At 71.3% G+C, this 15,212-nt stretch carries 16 protein-coding genes and 1 pseudogene; 8 read left to right on the top strand and 9 right to left on the bottom strand.

Going from position 1 to position 15,212, the window contains the following annotated elements; genetic code table 11:
* Positions 1-17: 17 nt before the first annotated feature.
* Positions 18-806: an AraC family transcriptional regulator gene (locus AC4BDD_RS30025; RefSeq protein ID WP_490688623.1), complete on the bottom strand. Its 789-nt coding sequence runs from the start codon at positions 804-806 to the stop codon at positions 18-20.
* A gap of 85 nt (positions 807-891) precedes the next feature.
* On the opposite strand from AC4BDD_RS30025, the gene AC4BDD_RS30020 reads away from it, so the two are divergent.
* Positions 892-1,722 carry a TSUP family transporter gene (locus tag AC4BDD_RS30020; protein WP_490688622.1) on the top strand — a complete coding sequence of 277 codons (831 nt, stop codon included), beginning with the start codon at positions 892-894 and terminating at the stop codon, positions 1,720-1,722.
* Positions 1,723-1,809: 87 nt separating this feature from the next.
* Here AC4BDD_RS30020 and AC4BDD_RS30015 read toward each other — a convergent pair whose 3' ends face one another.
* Positions 1,810-2,913, bottom strand: a complete 1,104-nt coding sequence (locus tag AC4BDD_RS30015; RefSeq protein WP_490688621.1) for a glycoside hydrolase family 113 protein — start codon at positions 2,911-2,913, stop codon at positions 1,810-1,812.
* Positions 2,914-3,604: 691 nt separating this feature from the next.
* Between AC4BDD_RS30015 and AC4BDD_RS30010 the strand changes: the two genes are divergently transcribed.
* The gene (locus AC4BDD_RS30010; protein ID WP_490688620.1) at positions 3,605-4,087 is read left to right on the top strand and encodes a hypothetical protein; all 483 of its coding nucleotides are present in this window, start codon (positions 3,605-3,607) and stop codon (positions 4,085-4,087) included.
* 16 nt (positions 4,088-4,103) lie between these two features.
* Here AC4BDD_RS30010 and AC4BDD_RS30005 read toward each other — a convergent pair whose 3' ends face one another.
* The gene (locus AC4BDD_RS30005) at positions 4,104-4,781 is read right to left on the bottom strand and encodes a superoxide dismutase family protein (protein WP_490688619.1); all 678 of its coding nucleotides are present in this window, start codon (positions 4,779-4,781) and stop codon (positions 4,104-4,106) included.
* 133 nt (positions 4,782-4,914) lie between these two features.
* Positions 4,915-5,628, bottom strand: a complete 714-nt coding sequence (locus AC4BDD_RS30000) for an NADPH-dependent F420 reductase (protein ID WP_490688618.1) — start codon at positions 5,626-5,628, stop codon at positions 4,915-4,917.
* A 93-nt stretch (positions 5,629-5,721) separates the two neighbouring features.
* Between AC4BDD_RS30000 and AC4BDD_RS29995 the strand changes: the two are divergent.
* Together AC4BDD_RS29995 and AC4BDD_RS29990 are read left to right on the top strand one after the other, a co-directional pair.
* A pseudogene (locus AC4BDD_RS29995) lies at positions 5,722-5,832 on the top strand (HTH domain-containing protein); the annotation flags it as partial.
* On the top strand, positions 5,784-5,945 hold the full coding sequence (locus tag AC4BDD_RS29990) for a hypothetical protein (protein WP_490692006.1): 162 nt from the start codon (positions 5,784-5,786) through the stop codon (positions 5,943-5,945). The pseudogene AC4BDD_RS29995 and the gene AC4BDD_RS29990, both read left to right, overlap by 49 nt.
* A 57-nt stretch (positions 5,946-6,002) precedes the next feature.
* Here AC4BDD_RS29990 and AC4BDD_RS29985 read toward each other — a convergent pair whose 3' ends face one another.
* Positions 6,003-7,181 (bottom strand): winged helix DNA-binding domain-containing protein, encoded by a 1,179-nt coding sequence (locus AC4BDD_RS29985; protein ID WP_490688617.1) that lies wholly within the window; start codon positions 7,179-7,181, stop codon positions 6,003-6,005.
* Between the two features lie 284 nt (positions 7,182-7,465).
* Here AC4BDD_RS29985 and AC4BDD_RS29980 point away from each other — a divergent pair, with 284 nt between their 5' ends.
* Both AC4BDD_RS29980 and AC4BDD_RS29975 read left to right on the top strand, forming a co-directional pair.
* Positions 7,466-7,897: a PaaI family thioesterase gene (locus tag AC4BDD_RS29980; RefSeq protein ID WP_490688616.1), complete on the top strand. Its 432-nt coding sequence runs from the start codon at positions 7,466-7,468 to the stop codon at positions 7,895-7,897.
* Positions 7,898-7,939: 42 nt separating this feature from the next.
* Complete coding sequence (locus AC4BDD_RS29975; RefSeq protein ID WP_490688615.1) at positions 7,940-8,326, top strand: hypothetical protein; 387 nt, start codon at positions 7,940-7,942, stop codon at positions 8,324-8,326.
* 62 nt (positions 8,327-8,388) lie between these two features.
* Here AC4BDD_RS29975 and AC4BDD_RS29970 read toward each other — a convergent pair whose 3' ends face one another.
* The 3 genes from AC4BDD_RS29970 to AC4BDD_RS29960 all read right to left on the bottom strand — a co-directional run bounded on the left by AC4BDD_RS29970 (position 8,389) and on the right by AC4BDD_RS29960 (position 12,642).
* On the bottom strand, positions 8,389-9,432 hold the full coding sequence (locus AC4BDD_RS29970) for a ferritin-like domain-containing protein (RefSeq protein ID WP_490688614.1): 1,044 nt from the start codon (positions 9,430-9,432) through the stop codon (positions 8,389-8,391).
* 28 nt (positions 9,433-9,460) lie between these two features.
* A complete protein-coding gene (locus tag AC4BDD_RS29965) occupies positions 9,461-11,590 on the bottom strand; it encodes a hypothetical protein (protein ID WP_490688613.1) in 2,130 nt (709 codons plus the stop codon).
* A gap of 293 nt (positions 11,591-11,883) precedes the next feature.
* Complete coding sequence (locus AC4BDD_RS29960; RefSeq protein WP_490688612.1) at positions 11,884-12,642, bottom strand: hypothetical protein; 759 nt, start codon at positions 12,640-12,642, stop codon at positions 11,884-11,886.
* Between the two features lie 280 nt (positions 12,643-12,922).
* Between AC4BDD_RS29960 and AC4BDD_RS29955 the strand changes: the two genes are divergently transcribed.
* Positions 12,923-13,918 (top strand): hypothetical protein, encoded by a 996-nt coding sequence (locus AC4BDD_RS29955; RefSeq protein ID WP_490688611.1) that lies wholly within the window; start codon positions 12,923-12,925, stop codon positions 13,916-13,918.
* Between the two features lies 1 nt (position 13,919).
* Positions 13,920-14,276: a GntR family transcriptional regulator gene (locus tag AC4BDD_RS29950; RefSeq protein ID WP_490688610.1), complete on the top strand. Its 357-nt coding sequence runs from the start codon at positions 13,920-13,922 to the stop codon at positions 14,274-14,276.
* Positions 14,277-14,398: 122 nt separating this feature from the next.
* On the opposite strand, the gene AC4BDD_RS29945 is transcribed toward AC4BDD_RS29950, so the two are convergent.
* Positions 14,399-15,109, bottom strand: coding sequence for a helix-turn-helix domain-containing protein (locus AC4BDD_RS29945; protein WP_490688609.1), 711 nt, complete (start codon positions 15,107-15,109; stop codon positions 14,399-14,401).
* Positions 15,110-15,212 lie beyond the last annotated feature (103 nt).

The following is a 15,212-nucleotide window of genomic DNA, read 5'->3' as shown; positions in this document are numbered from 1 at the left end:
CGCGGCGGAGACCGGGGTCAGGGGCGGCTGGGCCCGCCGCCGGCACGACCCGCGGTGAAGCGGGACGGCGGCATGCCGAAGGCGCGGGTGAAGGCGGCCGTGAACGCGGCGGGAGAGGCATAGCCGAGGCGGCCGGCGACCTCACTGACCGACGCGCCGCGGAGCAGCGGGACGGCCGCGAGGAGCCGGGCGCGGGCCCGCCAGAGGGCGGGGCTGTCGCCGACCTGCGAGCGGAAGCGCCGGGTGAAGGCCCGTTCGCTCATGGACATCTTCGCGGCCCAAGCGGCGTTGGTGACCCCCGCGTCCGGGTCGGCGAGATACGCGCGGCAGAGCGTCGCGAGGGCGGCGTCGGCGGGGATTTCGACGTGGAAGGGGAGCGGGGCGCGCGCGGCGATCTCGTGCAGGATGAGCGAGGCGATATGCCCCTCTCGCCCGGACAGGCTGTAGTCGGTGTCGAACTCGACAGCGGCCAGCAGCAGTTCGCGCAGGAGTGGCGGTACGTCCACGACCATGCAGACGGCGGGCCACCAGGGGACGGCGGCCGGTTCGATGTACAGGCTCCGGGTGCTCACGCCCAGCATGCGCACCCGGTGCCGGATGGCGGGCGGGATCAGGACGGCGCGCTCGGGCGGAACGGTCCAGGTGCCCTCGGCGGTGTCGACGACCATGACCCCGGTGGCGCCGTAGAGGAACTGCGCGCGCCGGTGCTCGTGCCAGTCCAGGACGTGGCCGGGCGGGTAGTCGGTGCCGAGCGGCAGGACGGCCCGCTCGATGTGGTCGATGTCGGCCAGCGAGACGTTCTTCACCCGGCCACCGTACCGGCCGAGAATCGAAGGAATCGTGCCGAGCTTCGCATGCGGGAAGGCCGGTGCGGGTGGTGGGGTGGGGCGCATGGATGTTGTGGCGTTGATCGGGATCGGGGTCCTCACCGGGGCGACGACGGTGTTGTTCGGGTTCGGCGGCGGGTTCGTCGCGGTCCCGGTCGTGGTGTGGGCGGACGCCGCGCTCGGCGCGGACGCGATACGCGTGGCGACGGCCACCTCGGCCCTGGTGATGGTGGTGAACGCGGGGTTCGCGACGGCCGTCACGCCGCGGCGGGTGCTCGCCGCCCTCCGTGGCAGCGGCACGCTGCTCCTCCTGCTGGCGGCCGGCGCCTCGGCCGGCGCACTCGCCACGCGTGTCGCCCCGCCCGCCCTGGCCCGTTGGGCGTTCGTCGGATACCTCGCTCTCACCGTCGCCGACCTCCTCCTGCGGCCCGGCTTCCTCCGCTCGCGCGCACCGGGCGAGGCGGCCTGCGACGCACCGCGAGCGCTGCCCGCCTTCTTCGGCGCGCCGATCGGCGCGATCGCCGCATTCCTCGGCGTGGGGGGCAGCGTGATGACCGTCCCCGCGATGCGGCGGGCCGGGCACACGATGCACGTCGCGACCGCGCTGGCCAGCCCCCTCACCCTCGCCATCACGATCCCGGCCACCGCGGTCTCCCTGGGCGGCTCCGCGCTCCCGGCCGCCGCGGACGCGCACCTGCACCTGGTGGGCCTGGTCGATGCCCGGGCCGCCGCGGCGCTGCTCCTCGGGGCCCTTCCGGTGATCGCGGTGCTCCGGCGGCGCCCGCCGCGGATCCCGGACCGCACCCACGCCTGGGCGTACATCGGACTGCTCACGCTGGTGGCGGTGGCGATGCTGCCGTCGAGCCAGGGGTTGCGCGCCGACCTCACCGGCTGAACCGCAACGACGGGAGCGCCGGCTCCCGTGGCACCGGTGGCGGCACGTGGCACCAGTGGCGGCGCGTGGCACCGGTGTCGGTACGTGTCACCCGAACCGGCGGGCCACCGCGTGGAAGGAGTGCTTGGGCTCCCACTGCCCGGTCTCCGCGTAGCCGCGCCGCGTCCCGGTGGGGAAGGTCTTGGCCAGAGCGAAGCTGGCGATGTCCAGGTCGTGGCGGCGCTGCGGGGAGTAGGGCGAGTCGGGCGCGATGAAGTTGTAGACGAACGCGCCGTGCACCCGCTCGGCCGCGTAGAGGTCCAGCAACGCGCCGATCTCCTCGGCCTGTTCTCGTTCGTCGCGCACGTAGCCGTCCTTGACCACGGGCGGTTCCCGCTCCCAGTCGACCACGGTGAAGCCCATCCCACCCTGCTCCTTGGCCCCGGTGAAGGTGCAGCAGCCGAACTCGGTGATGACGACGGGCTTGCCGTGCCGGCGCAGGGCGCGCAGCCTCCTGGCGTATCCGGCCTTGTTCTCCGCGCTCCGGTAGAGGTTGACCCCCAGGACGTCGAAGCCGCGCCAGTCGACCTGCTCCCACTCCCCGGAGCTGTACGTGACGCGCCCCTGGAACAGCGGCCGTATGGTCTTCAGCGCCCGGTCCAGGAAGGCGTTCAGCCGCTCCTGGTAGCCGGCCGACTCGGGGCGCCCCAGTGCCTGGCCGCGCTCGATGTAGTCCTTGCCCGGTACCAGGCCGGACATGAAGATGGTCAGCTCGGTGCCGACCGCGATGCCCACGCCGGGGTGCCGGGCGCGCAGTCGCTCGGCAGCGCGCGCCACCGAGCCGAGGAAGGCCAGGGTCTGCTCCGCGTCCTTGTCGAACTGCCGCGGCTCGAACCAGACGAACAGGCCCTGCGCGGCCGCGATCGACGCTGCCTCCGTCAGCCGGTCGAGGTCGTGGCCGAGCAGCAGGATCGCGTTGCAGTGCAGCTGCTTCTTGATCGCCGCGATCTCCCGCCGGACATACGCCGTGCGCCAGACGTCGCGGTCCGTATCGAAGTTGACGCCCTTGAAGGCGAGGGATCCGGCGGACGGCGAGGGCGTCGCCGCGGCGGTGGACGTCGTACGGGCACGTGCGTTGTCGGTGGCACAGGCGGTGGCCAGGGCCGCGGCGCCCGCGAGCAGGGCCCGGCGGGCGATCGGTGCTGATGTCATACGGCCAGCCTGTACGCGGTGCGGTCGGCGACGCTGTCGGCCGAAGGGCTCGCACGCGTAGACCTACGTCGCCGCCGTGCCGACTTTCGGCGCGAGTGCCGTCCGCGATGGTCATCCAGGAGACGTGCGGAACCGGCCGGAGACGTGGCCACACGGGGAGGATTCGGAGCGTGACGGTTTCCGATCAGGCAGTCGCTCGTTGCGCCGAGCATGAACACCAAACTCCTGGCGGCCGCGCTGGCTTCCTCCGGCATCGTCCTCGTCGCAGCTCCCGCGCAGGCCAGCAGCCCAGCCCCCGCCCCCTTGCCCGATGGTCCGACGACAGCGTCCCTCCTGCCGATCGTGGAAACACCGGGCAGGCTGCTGCCCGTCGCCCCTGTCTCCGATCAGGCCGATACCCCGGGGACGGTGCCCGCGGGATCGTCGATCGCGTCGGCCGTCCAGTGGGGGAACTCGGCGCCACCAGGACAGAACTGACCACGGCTCCCCAGCCGGACGAACCCGCGCCCGGCCGCGCTTTCGGTGAGCGGTCGGGCGCGGGCGTCCCCGCAGGCACGTGCGCCCCCGCTTCCGCGTCCTGCGCGTCGCCCGGTGCGTTGTCCGGGCGATTGGCGGGAGTCCACCACCGACACCCCGCAACGCTGTCGGCCCGGACCAACTCCCGCCTGTCGTGGCCGTGTTGAAATCGGGCATGGCAACCACCACGGTCGGCCCCCTGCCGCCCTCGCCTGACGACCGCTCGCGTGCGCTGCGTGCCGAGATCGAGCGGTTACGCGAGGAGGGGGCGCGGCAGAAGAACCTCGCTCACCAAAGGGCCGGTTTCTGGGTCAAGGTCGACATCATTCTGGGTTTCCCCGCGGCTTTGCTGGCGGGCGCCTCCGGAGCCGCGGGACTGGCTTCGGCCAACGCGCGTGTCCCCGCGGCATTGGTGGCCCTGGCAGCCGCGGGGTTCGCGGCGGGCGCGGCCTTCCTGCGGAGCGACCACCGGCGCCTGGGCAACAAGCGCTCCCGGCAGGCGTGGGCCGCCCTCGAAGCCAAGGCAACCGTGAAGCTGACGCAGGACCACCTGGGCCCCGAGGACCTCGACGAGCTGTTCGAAGCCCGCCAGGTGGCCCTGGCAGCATATGAAGGGGCCGACGCCCCGGCTGGTCCGCCGACCTCGACCCTGGGCTGAGGTCGAACATCACGCTTCAGTCCGTGCGACCGAAGGGCACGGTGAAGCAGGCCAGCCGCGCGCCCGCACTGCCCGCGTGGTGAGGTCCGGTCACGGCCTTTCCCTCGTGGATCACTACGGAGCGTGCCTCCCCGGACCGGAACCGCCAGTTGGTCAGCGACGCCGAGGAGCCGTGGCCCAGGGGGTCCGTGGTGAAGTCCAGCCAGACCTCGTTGTCGGGGTTCGCGTATGCCGGGTCGGTGGAGGGTTGGTGCGGGTCTTGACGATCCTGGTAATGCGGTCCCGAATCCGCCGGCCGGTAGCCGCACGGCTCGGTGTGCACATGCGCGCCATACGCGCGGTTCGCCGGGAAACCACTGACACTCAGTGCGACAGCCGTGCCCTCGGCGTCTGAGAACTCGCTGACCGTGATTGAGGCTGCCGCGGGCACCCCCGTCATGTCGTACGTCACCGCGCTGGACGGAATGAAGGCGGTCGGCGGCGCGAAGCGGCCGTCCGCGCGCATCCAGTACGGCTTGTCGGGCCCGCCAGACGTCGGATCCGTGTCCGCCGATGCCGCGGCGGGGACCGCCACCAGTCCCACCATCGCCACGGCGCTCACCGCCCTTCCCCATCCGACCGCCGCCTGTGCCACCTTCTCTGCCTCCCCTGCCGCCAGATTCACTCGTTCAGCCCAACGAGCGACCGGCTCCATGGCAACGGGGCAGGTGATGTGGTGATCGCACCGGCCCGGCGTCACGGCGCGATGGCGGGGCCCTGGTGGGAGGAGAGGTGTCCGCCTGCGCCTTCCACGTCAACGGCGCGAGGTACCTGTTCCACAGGAGGGGTCAGCGGACGACCTTGATGCCGAAGTGGGTGCCGAATCCGAGGGCGAAGCCGATGACGCTGTGCATGTGGGCGTACATCTCCATGCCGCGGGCGGCGACGATGCCACCGACGTCGAGGATGTCGGTCCAGCCGTAGGACTTGAGCAGGTCGGTGGCCTGCTGCTTGGCGTCGGCGTCCTCACCGGCGACGAACATGGTGTGATCGCCGCCGCCGACGGCCTCGGGGTTGACCACGGTGGCCTGCTCCTGCGTGACGAACGCCTTGACGACCCTGGTACGCGGCAGGGCGCGCTGGATCTGCTCGCCGAGGCTGTCGCTGTCGCAGACGGCGAAGGTGGGCATCACGCCCCACGGGGTGGGCCAGGGGTGCTCGATGTCGGGGTTGTAGTGGTAAGGCACCGCGTAGTCGATCAGCGTCTTGCCGGCGAGCTCGTCGGCGATGGCGGACAGGGCGGCCACCGCGTTGCCTCCGTCGATGCCGTTGATCACCAGGCTGTCGGAGGCGGCCGCGGCGTCGCCGAAGGTGTGCAGCTCGACGCCGGGGTGCTCGGCGAGGAACTCCCTGAACGGCGGGGTGCCCATCATGTCGGGCTCGGTGCGGGCCAGGGTGGCCTGCGGGTCGCGGGTGCCGACGTGGACCTCGTGACCGAGTGCGGCGAGCCGGGCGATGTGGGCGCGGGCACCGCCGCCGGTACCGAGAACAGCGATTTTCATGGGAAACCTCCCGTTTTGCTCCGTTGTGGACAGGTCCACCGTAGAGGCATTTCAGGACAGGACGTGTCCTTTGAACGCGGCACCATGGAATCCATGACGAGCGATATGACCGCCCGCATGCTGCGGCTGCTGTCCCTGCTGCAGACCCGCCGGGAGTGGTCCGGCGCCGACCTGGCCGACCGTCTCTCGGTGACCGTCCGCACCGCATCGCCCGGACCCTCGCCGCCCTCGACGCCGACTACACCCTCGACGCCGAACCCGACGTCCTCGACCACCTGCGCGCCGCCGCCCACCGCACCCTGCGCGCCACCGCGTGAACGGTGGGACGAGCTCATCTGCCGTGCGGCGGGCGCCCGGCAGCCGGACGTCGCAAGCTAGGCGGCTTCCGGTGTGGCGAGTCGGCGTTCCAGGGGGGTGCGGTAGCAGGGGGTGATGCGAGTGGGGCCGAGGAAGGCGGTCAGGCGCGTGATCTCGTCGTCGATGGCGTTGCGGGCTTCGCGGCCGGGGTCGGTGAGGAGGTGGTGGTTGAGGTGGCCGTGCGTGTGCTGGGCCCAGGCCCCGATGATGCGGCCGTTCCACCAGATGGTGGGGCCGATGTTGCCGTTGCGGTCGAAGAGGGCCCGGGTGTGTTCGGGGTCGAGGTACCAGTCGCGGTGCCGCCAGCCCATGGCGGTGGGGTCGAGACCGGGCAGCAGGACCGCCGAGGGTCCGGGAGCGGTGGGCGGTTCGGTGTCCTCGGGGAGGAGGTAGCCGGTGCCCGCGTCGACTTCGACGGCTTCGGCTCCGGTCGCGCTGATCGCCTTGCGGGTCTGTGTCACGGTCCAGCCGGTCCACCACTTGAGGTCGTCGACGGTGACCGGTCCGAACGCGGCGAGGTAGTGGCGGGCGAGCAGAGCCCGGGCCTCCTCGACGGGCATCTGCGGCATCGGCTCGGCGAGGGTCCAGCGGAACTGGGCGGAGGTCCAGGAGCCGGCGGGCCGGGCGCGGCGAATGCGTCCTTCGGCGGCGAGGACGCCGAGGAGGGTGGCGCTGACGCGCTGGCGGGACTCGTACGGCTTGCCGGGAAACGTCACGATCTGCTCGCGCAGGGCGGCGACGTCGGTGGCGAGTTCGGCGGCGGTGGCCTCGCCGCGTGCGCCGAGGGCGGCGAGGAGGTCCGCTTCCACGGCGGCGTAGCGGGCTTCGTTCCAGCCAGCCGCCTCGTTCAGTCGCGTGAGGGCGTTGGGCCGGTGACGGTGGGTGTCGGTGACGGCGGCGGCCTGGATCGCGGGGGCGAGCCGGGTGGGCACGACGAACATGGTGCGGCGCATGCACCGTATGCGGGCCAGGGCGCCGGTGTCGTACAGGGCCGCCTCGACGCGTTCGGGTGTCGCGGCGTGCATGCGGGCGGCGGCGCTGAGGAACACGGTCGCGGGGTCGGTGGCGTGCAGACCGATGAGGGCGTCGGCCACCCCCTCGGCGCCCGCGACCCGGCCCGCGGGGCTCAGCAGGTGCCGGCGGACCAGGCGGTCGCGGCGTTCGGCAGGGGTGATGCGACGCAGGGCGGAGGACATAGGGCTGCTTTCGGGAGCGGGCTGGGGCCTGACCCGGTACGGCTCGGAGCGTGACTCAGGGCACGAGGGGCGACCACCCAAGTAACAGTACATTTGTACTGTACTGCTCGCCTGCGAGTTGCGCAATACGGATATATGAAGCATTCCGCAACACCTGCGGGTCGCATCGCCGAGCGTTCCCCGGGGGCCGGCCGGTGTCCGGCGGGCCGGGCGAGGTACCGTCCGCGTACGGCGGTGGCCGTAACTCGCCATCGAAGCGGTCGACTTGGGAAACGAGGTGTGGAGTGAAGGACACTCCTGACTTGGCGGTCGCGCAGAAGGTGCTGGCGGCCCAGCCCTTCAGCAATCTGCTCGGCGCACGCCTGGTGGCCTTCGGCGAGGGCGAGGCGACGCTGGAGGTGGACATCCGTGACGACCTGCTTCAGCAGAACGGGTTCGTGCACGGCGGCGTACTCGCCTACGCGGCGGACAACACGCTGACCTTCGCCGCCGGCACCGTGGTCGGCGCCGGGCTGCTCACCGCCGGGTTCACCATCGACTACCTGCGACCGGCCAGGGGCGCGCTGCTGCGGGCCCATGCGCGGGTCGTGCGGGCCGGCCGGTCCCGGATCGTGTGCCGCTGCGACATCTCGGCCGTGGACGACGGCGGGGTGGAGACCCTGTGTGCCGTCGCCCAGGGCACGATCGCGGTTCCGGAACTCCCGCAGGGCACCTGAGACCGGCGGACGGCAGGCGTCGGCCTGCCGCCCGGGTGGCCGGTGCGTGGCAGGAAGCTGGAGAAGAGCCCGGAGGAAGTGGAGCCGCCGAGGTGGGATTTCACCGGCGCTCCCATCGCGATGCCCGGGGCCTACCCCATGGCCGAGGTGCCGGAAGGGGGCTGGGCGAAGGACCCGGAGAACGCTCCCACCGTCGCCGTCGAAGCCGTGCTCGACGAGTTCAACGCCCACTACAGCTCGATGCTGCGCTCGCTGGAGGCCGCCTGGCGGACGACGGCGCGGGAGGAGGGCACCGCCCTGGTGGGCCGCGCGATCAAGTCCATGGGCGCCCTGCGCACCCTGGCACGCGTTCTGATGAGGATCCCGCTGCCCGCCGCCCCCCGGATGACCTACGGACCGGAGTTCCTGTACGTCGAGCGGGAGCCCTGAGCCGTAGGGCGGCCGGCCGGTGCGGGGGTCGTCTCCTCCTCGCACCGGCGAGGCACGCAGGGTCAGCGCTCCGGCAGCTCGAAGGTCGGTGACGCGAAGACCCTCTGCTCGCCGGGCCCGGACACCTCGCACTCCATGAGGTCGTCGGCGAGGGCCAGCAGCTGCCGCATCTGGCCGACGGCCACGTCCACCCGGTCCGGCCGGCCACGGAGTCCGGCGTGGAGGTTGTCCACGACCCGGGCGTAGAAGTCGTTGAACGCGTCGGCGCGCTTGACGGCTTCCGGGTAGTCGGCGTAGTCGGCCACCTTCGGGTTGGGCAGCGTCCGCACCACCTGGCTCTCGGTGGGGTAGGGAAGCGCGCTGCCGGTGGGCACCGAGGGCTTGTCGGTCAGCTTGTAGTACGTGCGTCGGTCGATCTGGTCGAAGGTGAAGAAGTGCGACAGGTCGCGGTTGGAGTCCAGGATGCCGCCCCCGTTCCCCTCGCCTTCCCACACCAGGTCCTCCAGCAGCAGCCGGGCGTCCTCCCAGCCCGCCACGGAGATGCAGTCCTGGCCGAAGTAGGCGTACTGCCGCTCGACGCGGCCGCCCGCGGGGAACACCGCGCTCTCGCCGTGCCGCTCGACGCAGGCCGCGATGGTCTTCATCAGTGCCTTGTAGAACTCGCCCAGACTGGAGAAGCCCATGCCGAGCAGGAGGTGGACGTCCTCGCGGAACCGCGGAGTGGCCTCGGTCCGCACGGGCGCCTCCCGGAAGAAGCCCTCGGGGTGCTCGATGTACATCCCCATGCGCAGGAAGTCGTCGCCGAAGCCGAGCAGTCCGATCGGGTAGGGCTCCCAGCCCGGCAGGGGAACGAACCGGGGGAAGGCGGGTTCGGCGGCGGCGTGGATGTCCGGCTGCCCGCCGGTCGCGGTGAGGACGTTGGAGACGATCGCCAGGTGCCGCATCTCCACCGTGGCGATCTCCCTGATCAGCTTGGCGGCCGGCGACCGGCGGTCGCGGATCGTCCACCAGCCCGTCAGATACGCGGGAATCGTCGTGTACTCGATCAGGCACGCCTGCTGGAGTTTGGTGTGCAGCGCGGCGATGTCGTCGTCGAATGTGGCCATGGGCCGACCTCCTTGATCGTCTTGGGGGTTACGTCCTGCCGGCCCGGATCAGGTCGCGGTACATCGCGAGCACCTGCCGTCTGCCCTTCGACAGATCGCGGTTGATCGGCATGAACAGCGACGAATGCCGCATCTGAGGGGAGCTCAGCTCCAGGATCAGCTCGATGTTGCGGTCGACGACCTCGCGGTTCCCCAGGTCGAGGGCGGCGTAGTGCTTCATGACCGGGAACACCATGTCGTAGGCGTACAGGATGCGGTCGTAGACGAACTCCCACGCCTTGACGGGGTCGTTGCCGTGCTGTTCGCAGTGGTCGCTGAACTCCCCCGGGAGGCCGTTGTCGAACGGCATCACTCGTACGGCGCAGTAGAAGGCCGTGGTGTGGGACACCGGGCCAGGGGCGTACCTGATCTCCCGCGGCGGCTCCGGCGGCTGCTCGACCTCGCGGTAGGGGAAGAACACGACGGTGGGGATGCCCGGCAGCTTCCCTTCGCCGGTGACCGGCCGGAAGCGGATCTCGGCCCGTCCGTCCACCACGGGGACGGTCTCCTCAAGGATGTCCAGGGTCCGTTCGTCGTCGGACTCCGGCAGGCTCCAGTCCATGGCGCACGCGGCGGGCGGCCGGGGCACCTGGAGGTACTCCTGCGCGCGCACCAGGATCGCGGCGTCCGGCCCGGGCACCTCGCCCTTGAGCCGTACCTCCACCGGGACCGTCACGGTCTCGTCCTCTTCGACGAAGACGCCGCGGTCGTCGGTCTGCGCCGTGAGCTCCGTCTCCGCCAGCATGGTCAGCTGCTCGCCGTCGGGCCGGCAACGCAAGCTCAGGAGGCCGCTCGCGAGCTCCTCCTCGGTGGCCAGGTCACCGACCGGGATGTCGAGGATGCCCGCGGTCCTCTCGTAGGCCGGGCGCGCGTACTCCTGCGGCTTGATCTCGGCCAGCACCCTGGGGGCGGCGTCGCCCTCCGGGCCCGCGGGCGAAAGGACCAGCTCCAGCGCGCCGAACGCGTCCTCCTTCTCCCCGGTGGCGCCCCGCTCGGGGACGGTCATCCCCATGTCGAGGCTGACATGCAGGTCGCCATCGGCCTTGTGCACCTCGGCGGCCGCCGGGCCGAACCAGGCGTCGCGGTACGGCTTGGTGCGATCCTCGGGGACCTCGACGCGCAGCGACTGCCGCGGGGCGAGGAAGCGGCCTCCGGGCACGGTGGCGAGCTCCTTGGCGTGCCAGAGGCCGATCGAGCCCACGACCTTCGACACACAGGGATTGCGCCGCGGCGGACTCCCCGCTTTCCGGTCCTCCTCCCACAGCCGCAGCAGTTTCTTGTACCGCTCTTTCACATCGGGCAGGTCGGCGAAGTCCGGGCCGGGGAAATAGGTGGTCAGGTAGGCGCAGAAACGCATCATGATGCCCTGCGCGCCGGTGCGCTCCATCTCGTCCCGCAGCCGGAGCAGGAGCGGCGATCCGTCATCGGCGAATGTGAGTTTCTCCTTCCTGATGCCGATCTGGAAGACCGCGCCGCCGACACCGTCGAGGAGGATTCCATTGAGCGGGTCGATGTTCAGGTTGCGCCCGAAGTTGATCCAGCGCGAGCTCAGGCACGTCCCCTCGTCGATGTCGCCGAAGAAGAACTCCTCAGGGCTCGTCCTGCTTCCGATCTGCAGTCTGCGCGCGAAGAAGGACGTACTCCAGGTGCCGTACGGGTTGGTGTCCACCATGGTGCAGTTGGTGTGGTAGGCCGACCGCGGAAACTCGCAGTCGGCACCCATCGCCTCCTCGGTGGAGCGACTCGCCACCGGGAAGGGGTCGCCGGCCAGGTTGATCACGGCGCCCACCAGCGGGTCGCCGTTCACGCCGTTCGGATCGCCGCCGTATTCGGTCTGCCCGCCGGTGATCTGGGTGTACACCCCCTTGCCGTCGAGGGTGTACCGCGGCGGGGTGTGGAGCCACCAGTCGCTCGCGCCGTAGAAACCCCATTCCGCCGGCGGTTCCTCTTCCCATTCGGGGCGCCCTGGCTTCTGGAAGGTGTGCGCCCACTTGGGGAACAGCTCGCGGAAGTTCTTCCTGGTGATCGCCTGCCCGTCGACCTTCTGGGTCCCCAGATAGTCCCAGTTGAGATCCGCCGTCCGGTAGTCATAGGTGGGGAACCGGGCATTGTTGTTCATCGTCGCGGGATTCCACGCCGACTGACCTCGGAAGAAGATGCGGGGGATCGAAAGGACGCTCATGTCCGGCTCCTGGCTGCGGGCGGGCTATGCGCTCCGTGTACCAGCACCTCCGGAAGAAAATGCGGCCGATAGGCCGATCGACGACCAGCGCCACTCATTCGTGCGCGCGGTGGCGCAGTGCCCCATTCGGGGCAAGGGCGGTGATCCGCGCGGTCAGGGGATCGGTCCGGCGGGAGCTGCCCGCCGGACCGTCAGTCACGCGCATCGCCGCGTCGCCGCCCTCGCGCCGTTCAGCTCTTCGGCGCCTCCACGATCACGCCCGACGGCGCCTTCGCACCGACCGGAGTGCCGAACTCGGAGTACTCGATGTCCGGGCTCTCGGGGCTGTCCGCGGTGCTGTCCCGCTTGAGCAGGTAGGGCTTGCCCGTGGTGGCGAAGTAGTAGGTCGCGGCATTGCCGTTGCCCTTGACGGAGACCGGCACGACCGAGACTCCGTCCACCGTGGCGACCTGTCCCTTGGCCATGTCCACCGAGGCCGTGTCCGGCTTGGTGAACTGCTCGTGGTGGCAGAAGCTGCTGAGTGCCTGCATCACCTCGTTCTCCGGGGTGCCGTGCATCCACTTGTCGGCGGGCACGCTGCTGCCGTTCTCCTGGGCCCAACCGGCGAACGCCGCGTCGACCTTGGCCCAGACGTCGTTACCCTTGCGAATGACCTGGAACGAACCGTGTCCGATCTGCTCGACCGTGCCGACGCACTCCGTCGCGGAGATCTTCACGTCGGTCTTGGCGTCCTTGCGGCTCATCTTCTCGTGGAAGGAGCCGGCTTCGGCGTTGGTCCGCATGCCCTTGTTGTAGATCTCCTTGCCGGAGAGCTTCTCCACACCGTTCGGCTGGGCATCGGTCTGCGCCGGGGCGCTCTGCGACGGCTTGGCGGTACCGCCGGCATCCGCGTCGGCGTCCTCGTCACAGGCCGCCAACGGCAGCAGTACGGCGACGAAGGCGGCTGCGGTGGCGGTGCGCCGGGCGAATGAGCCACGCGTGTTCTTCATGAGTTCCCCCGTGTGAGTGCGGTTCGAAATGATCATGCTGTTGCCCATTCAATCACCACTTACACGCCCCTCATCAGCAACTTCGTCACAACTCTGACATGACCGCGCCACGGTACGGTCTCGGGGCTGTGTCCCGATCAGGACTCCCCATCGGGCCTGGAAGGTGTCCGACGGGTCTGCGCGGCGTCGCGGCGACCCGCCGGACACCCTCTGGCGATTCGCATGACTTGTGCGCCCTCATTGTTCTAGTGTTAGGCGAACAATGAAGGGATGGTTGGTCGTGTTCCAAAGTTCGACGGGTGCGGTGAACCTGCGCCGGACGCTGGTGGTTTCGGCCTCGTTCGCCATGGCCATCGTCGCTGTGACGGTCGTCTTCGCCGCTGTGCGGGACCGGTTGCCGGACCCACTGGCCACCCACTTCGAGGCCGACGGCGGCGCGGACGGCTTCAGCGGGACCGGCGGTTTCCTCGGCACCGCACTCGGCGTACTGACGGCCACCGGGACGCTGTTCTCCGTGTTGACGCACCTCACCGGGACCGCCCCGGCGCTGCAACGCGCCCTGACCGCCACGGGGTGCGCCGTCGCCGCGCTCCTTGCCACCGCCTTCGCGGTCACGCTGCGGGCCAACGCCGACACCGCATCCGGTGACGCGGCGGCCGTCACCCTGCCCACCTCGCAACTGCTCCTCGCCTTGGCGGCGGCCGCCGTGGGCGGCGGGCTGAGCTGGCTGCTGGCCGGCCCCGGCGTTCCGGTGCCGGCCGTGCGGCGAGGCCCCTCCGCGACCGCCCCCCGGCTGGAGCTGGCCGTGGGTGAGACGGCCGTCTGGACGCGGACCGCCGGCTCACCCGCGATCCTGCTCACCGCGGCGGCGCTCGCCGTGGCGGGAGCGGTGACCGCCTGCACCGCGGACTGGGGGACGGGAATCGGGCTGCTCGCTGGCGCTGCCCCGCTGGCGCTGTTCACCGCCGCGCGGGTGACCGTGGACCGGCGGGGCATCACGGTCACCCCGGCCCTGCTCCCCCGCCCCCGGCTGACCATTCCGCTGGAACGGATCGAGGAGGCCACCAGTCGCGAGATAGACCCCCTGCGCGACTTCTCGGGCTGGGGCTACCGCGCCCGCGCCGGAGCGAGCGGCATCATCCTCCGCCGCGGCACCGCCATCTCGGCGCGGCTCGCGCACGGCAGCGAGTTCGTCGTCACCGTGGACGACGCCCCCACCGCGGCAGCCCTGCTCAACGCCCTCGCCGCCCGCGCACAGGACCAGCAGGGGACGTGACATGCTGTTCCGCCTCGATCCGAACTCGCCACTCTCCCTCGTCGATCAGATCGCCGGCCGCGTACGCCAGGCCATCGCCGACGGCGAACTCCACGGCGGCGACCGCCTGCCGCCCGCCCGGCAACTCGCCGCGTCTCTCGACGTCAACATGCACACGGTGCTGCGCGGCTACCAACTCCTGCGGGACGAGGGGCTGGTGGACCTGCGCCGCGGCCGGGGCGCGGTCGTCACCGGCACCCAGCCCTCCGGCCGCGCCCGCCTCGCGGCCCACGCCCGCGAACTGGTCGCGCAGGCCCGCCGGCTCGGACTCGACGACGAGGAGATCATCAGCCTCGTCCACACGTCCTTGGCCCGGTAGGGGTCGACCGGGCGCGGCGGTCACGGCAGCGGCGGCGACCCGATGGGGGTGTCTTCGCCCCCGGGCGCCGATCGACGTGCTCGTGGCCGCGGGGCCTCGTCGGGTGCCGGCATGGTCCTCGGTCATGGGCTCGGCCCGTGCAGCGCCCGGATGACGCGGCCGGTCACCTGGCGGGGCAGGATGCGGATCCACAGCTCGCGCCTGCCACCGGCCCAGGGCTCGGCGCCGGGGCGCCGCGCGAGCGCGTCGAGCACCTCGGGGTCGGTGAGGTGCTCGGCCGTGCCCGCCACCGACACGCTCCAGCCCAGCCCGCTCACCTCGTCCACGTGGTCGGTCTCGAAGGCGACCTCGGCTCCCGCGCCGACCGCCGCCGCGCCGGCCGGGTCCGTGCGGTAGACGACGCTGTGCCCGTCCACCAGGAAGTTGACCGGCAGCAGCACCGGAGCCCCGCCGGTCGTGCCGGCCGTGTGGGCCAGGCGTCCGATGCCGTGCGTGCCCAGCCGATCCCAGCACTCCCGCTCGGACAGCCGCGTCAGAACCGGGTGGGCCGCCGGCCCGCCCCGGCCCGGCGGCGCGTCGCGGCGACCGGCCGTCAGCTCCTCGTACGTCATCTCCAGCACGGCCGCGAGCCGCATCAGCGCCCCGGGATCGAAGCCGGTTCCCAACTCCTCGATGTGGCGGAGGTACGCCGTCGACATCCCGGCCCGCCTGGCCAGGTCCTCACGGGACATCCCCAGCTGTTCCCGGCGGAGCGCGACGCGGGTGGCGATGCCGTCCTCGCCGGGCGAGGCACCGCCCGCCGGCCCGGACCGGTCCGCGGGATTGCCGTGCACGGCCGCTCACCTCACTTCGTCCCGTCTTCCTTCAGGGGAGCAGACCGGTCGCGGGCCCGCCAGCGCACACAGAGCGGAACGGCTGACCCGTCCACCGATCGTG

The organism is Streptomyces sp. JLBT605 (assembly GCF_058215555.1).
This window is presented reverse-complemented; position numbering and strand designations above follow the sequence as displayed.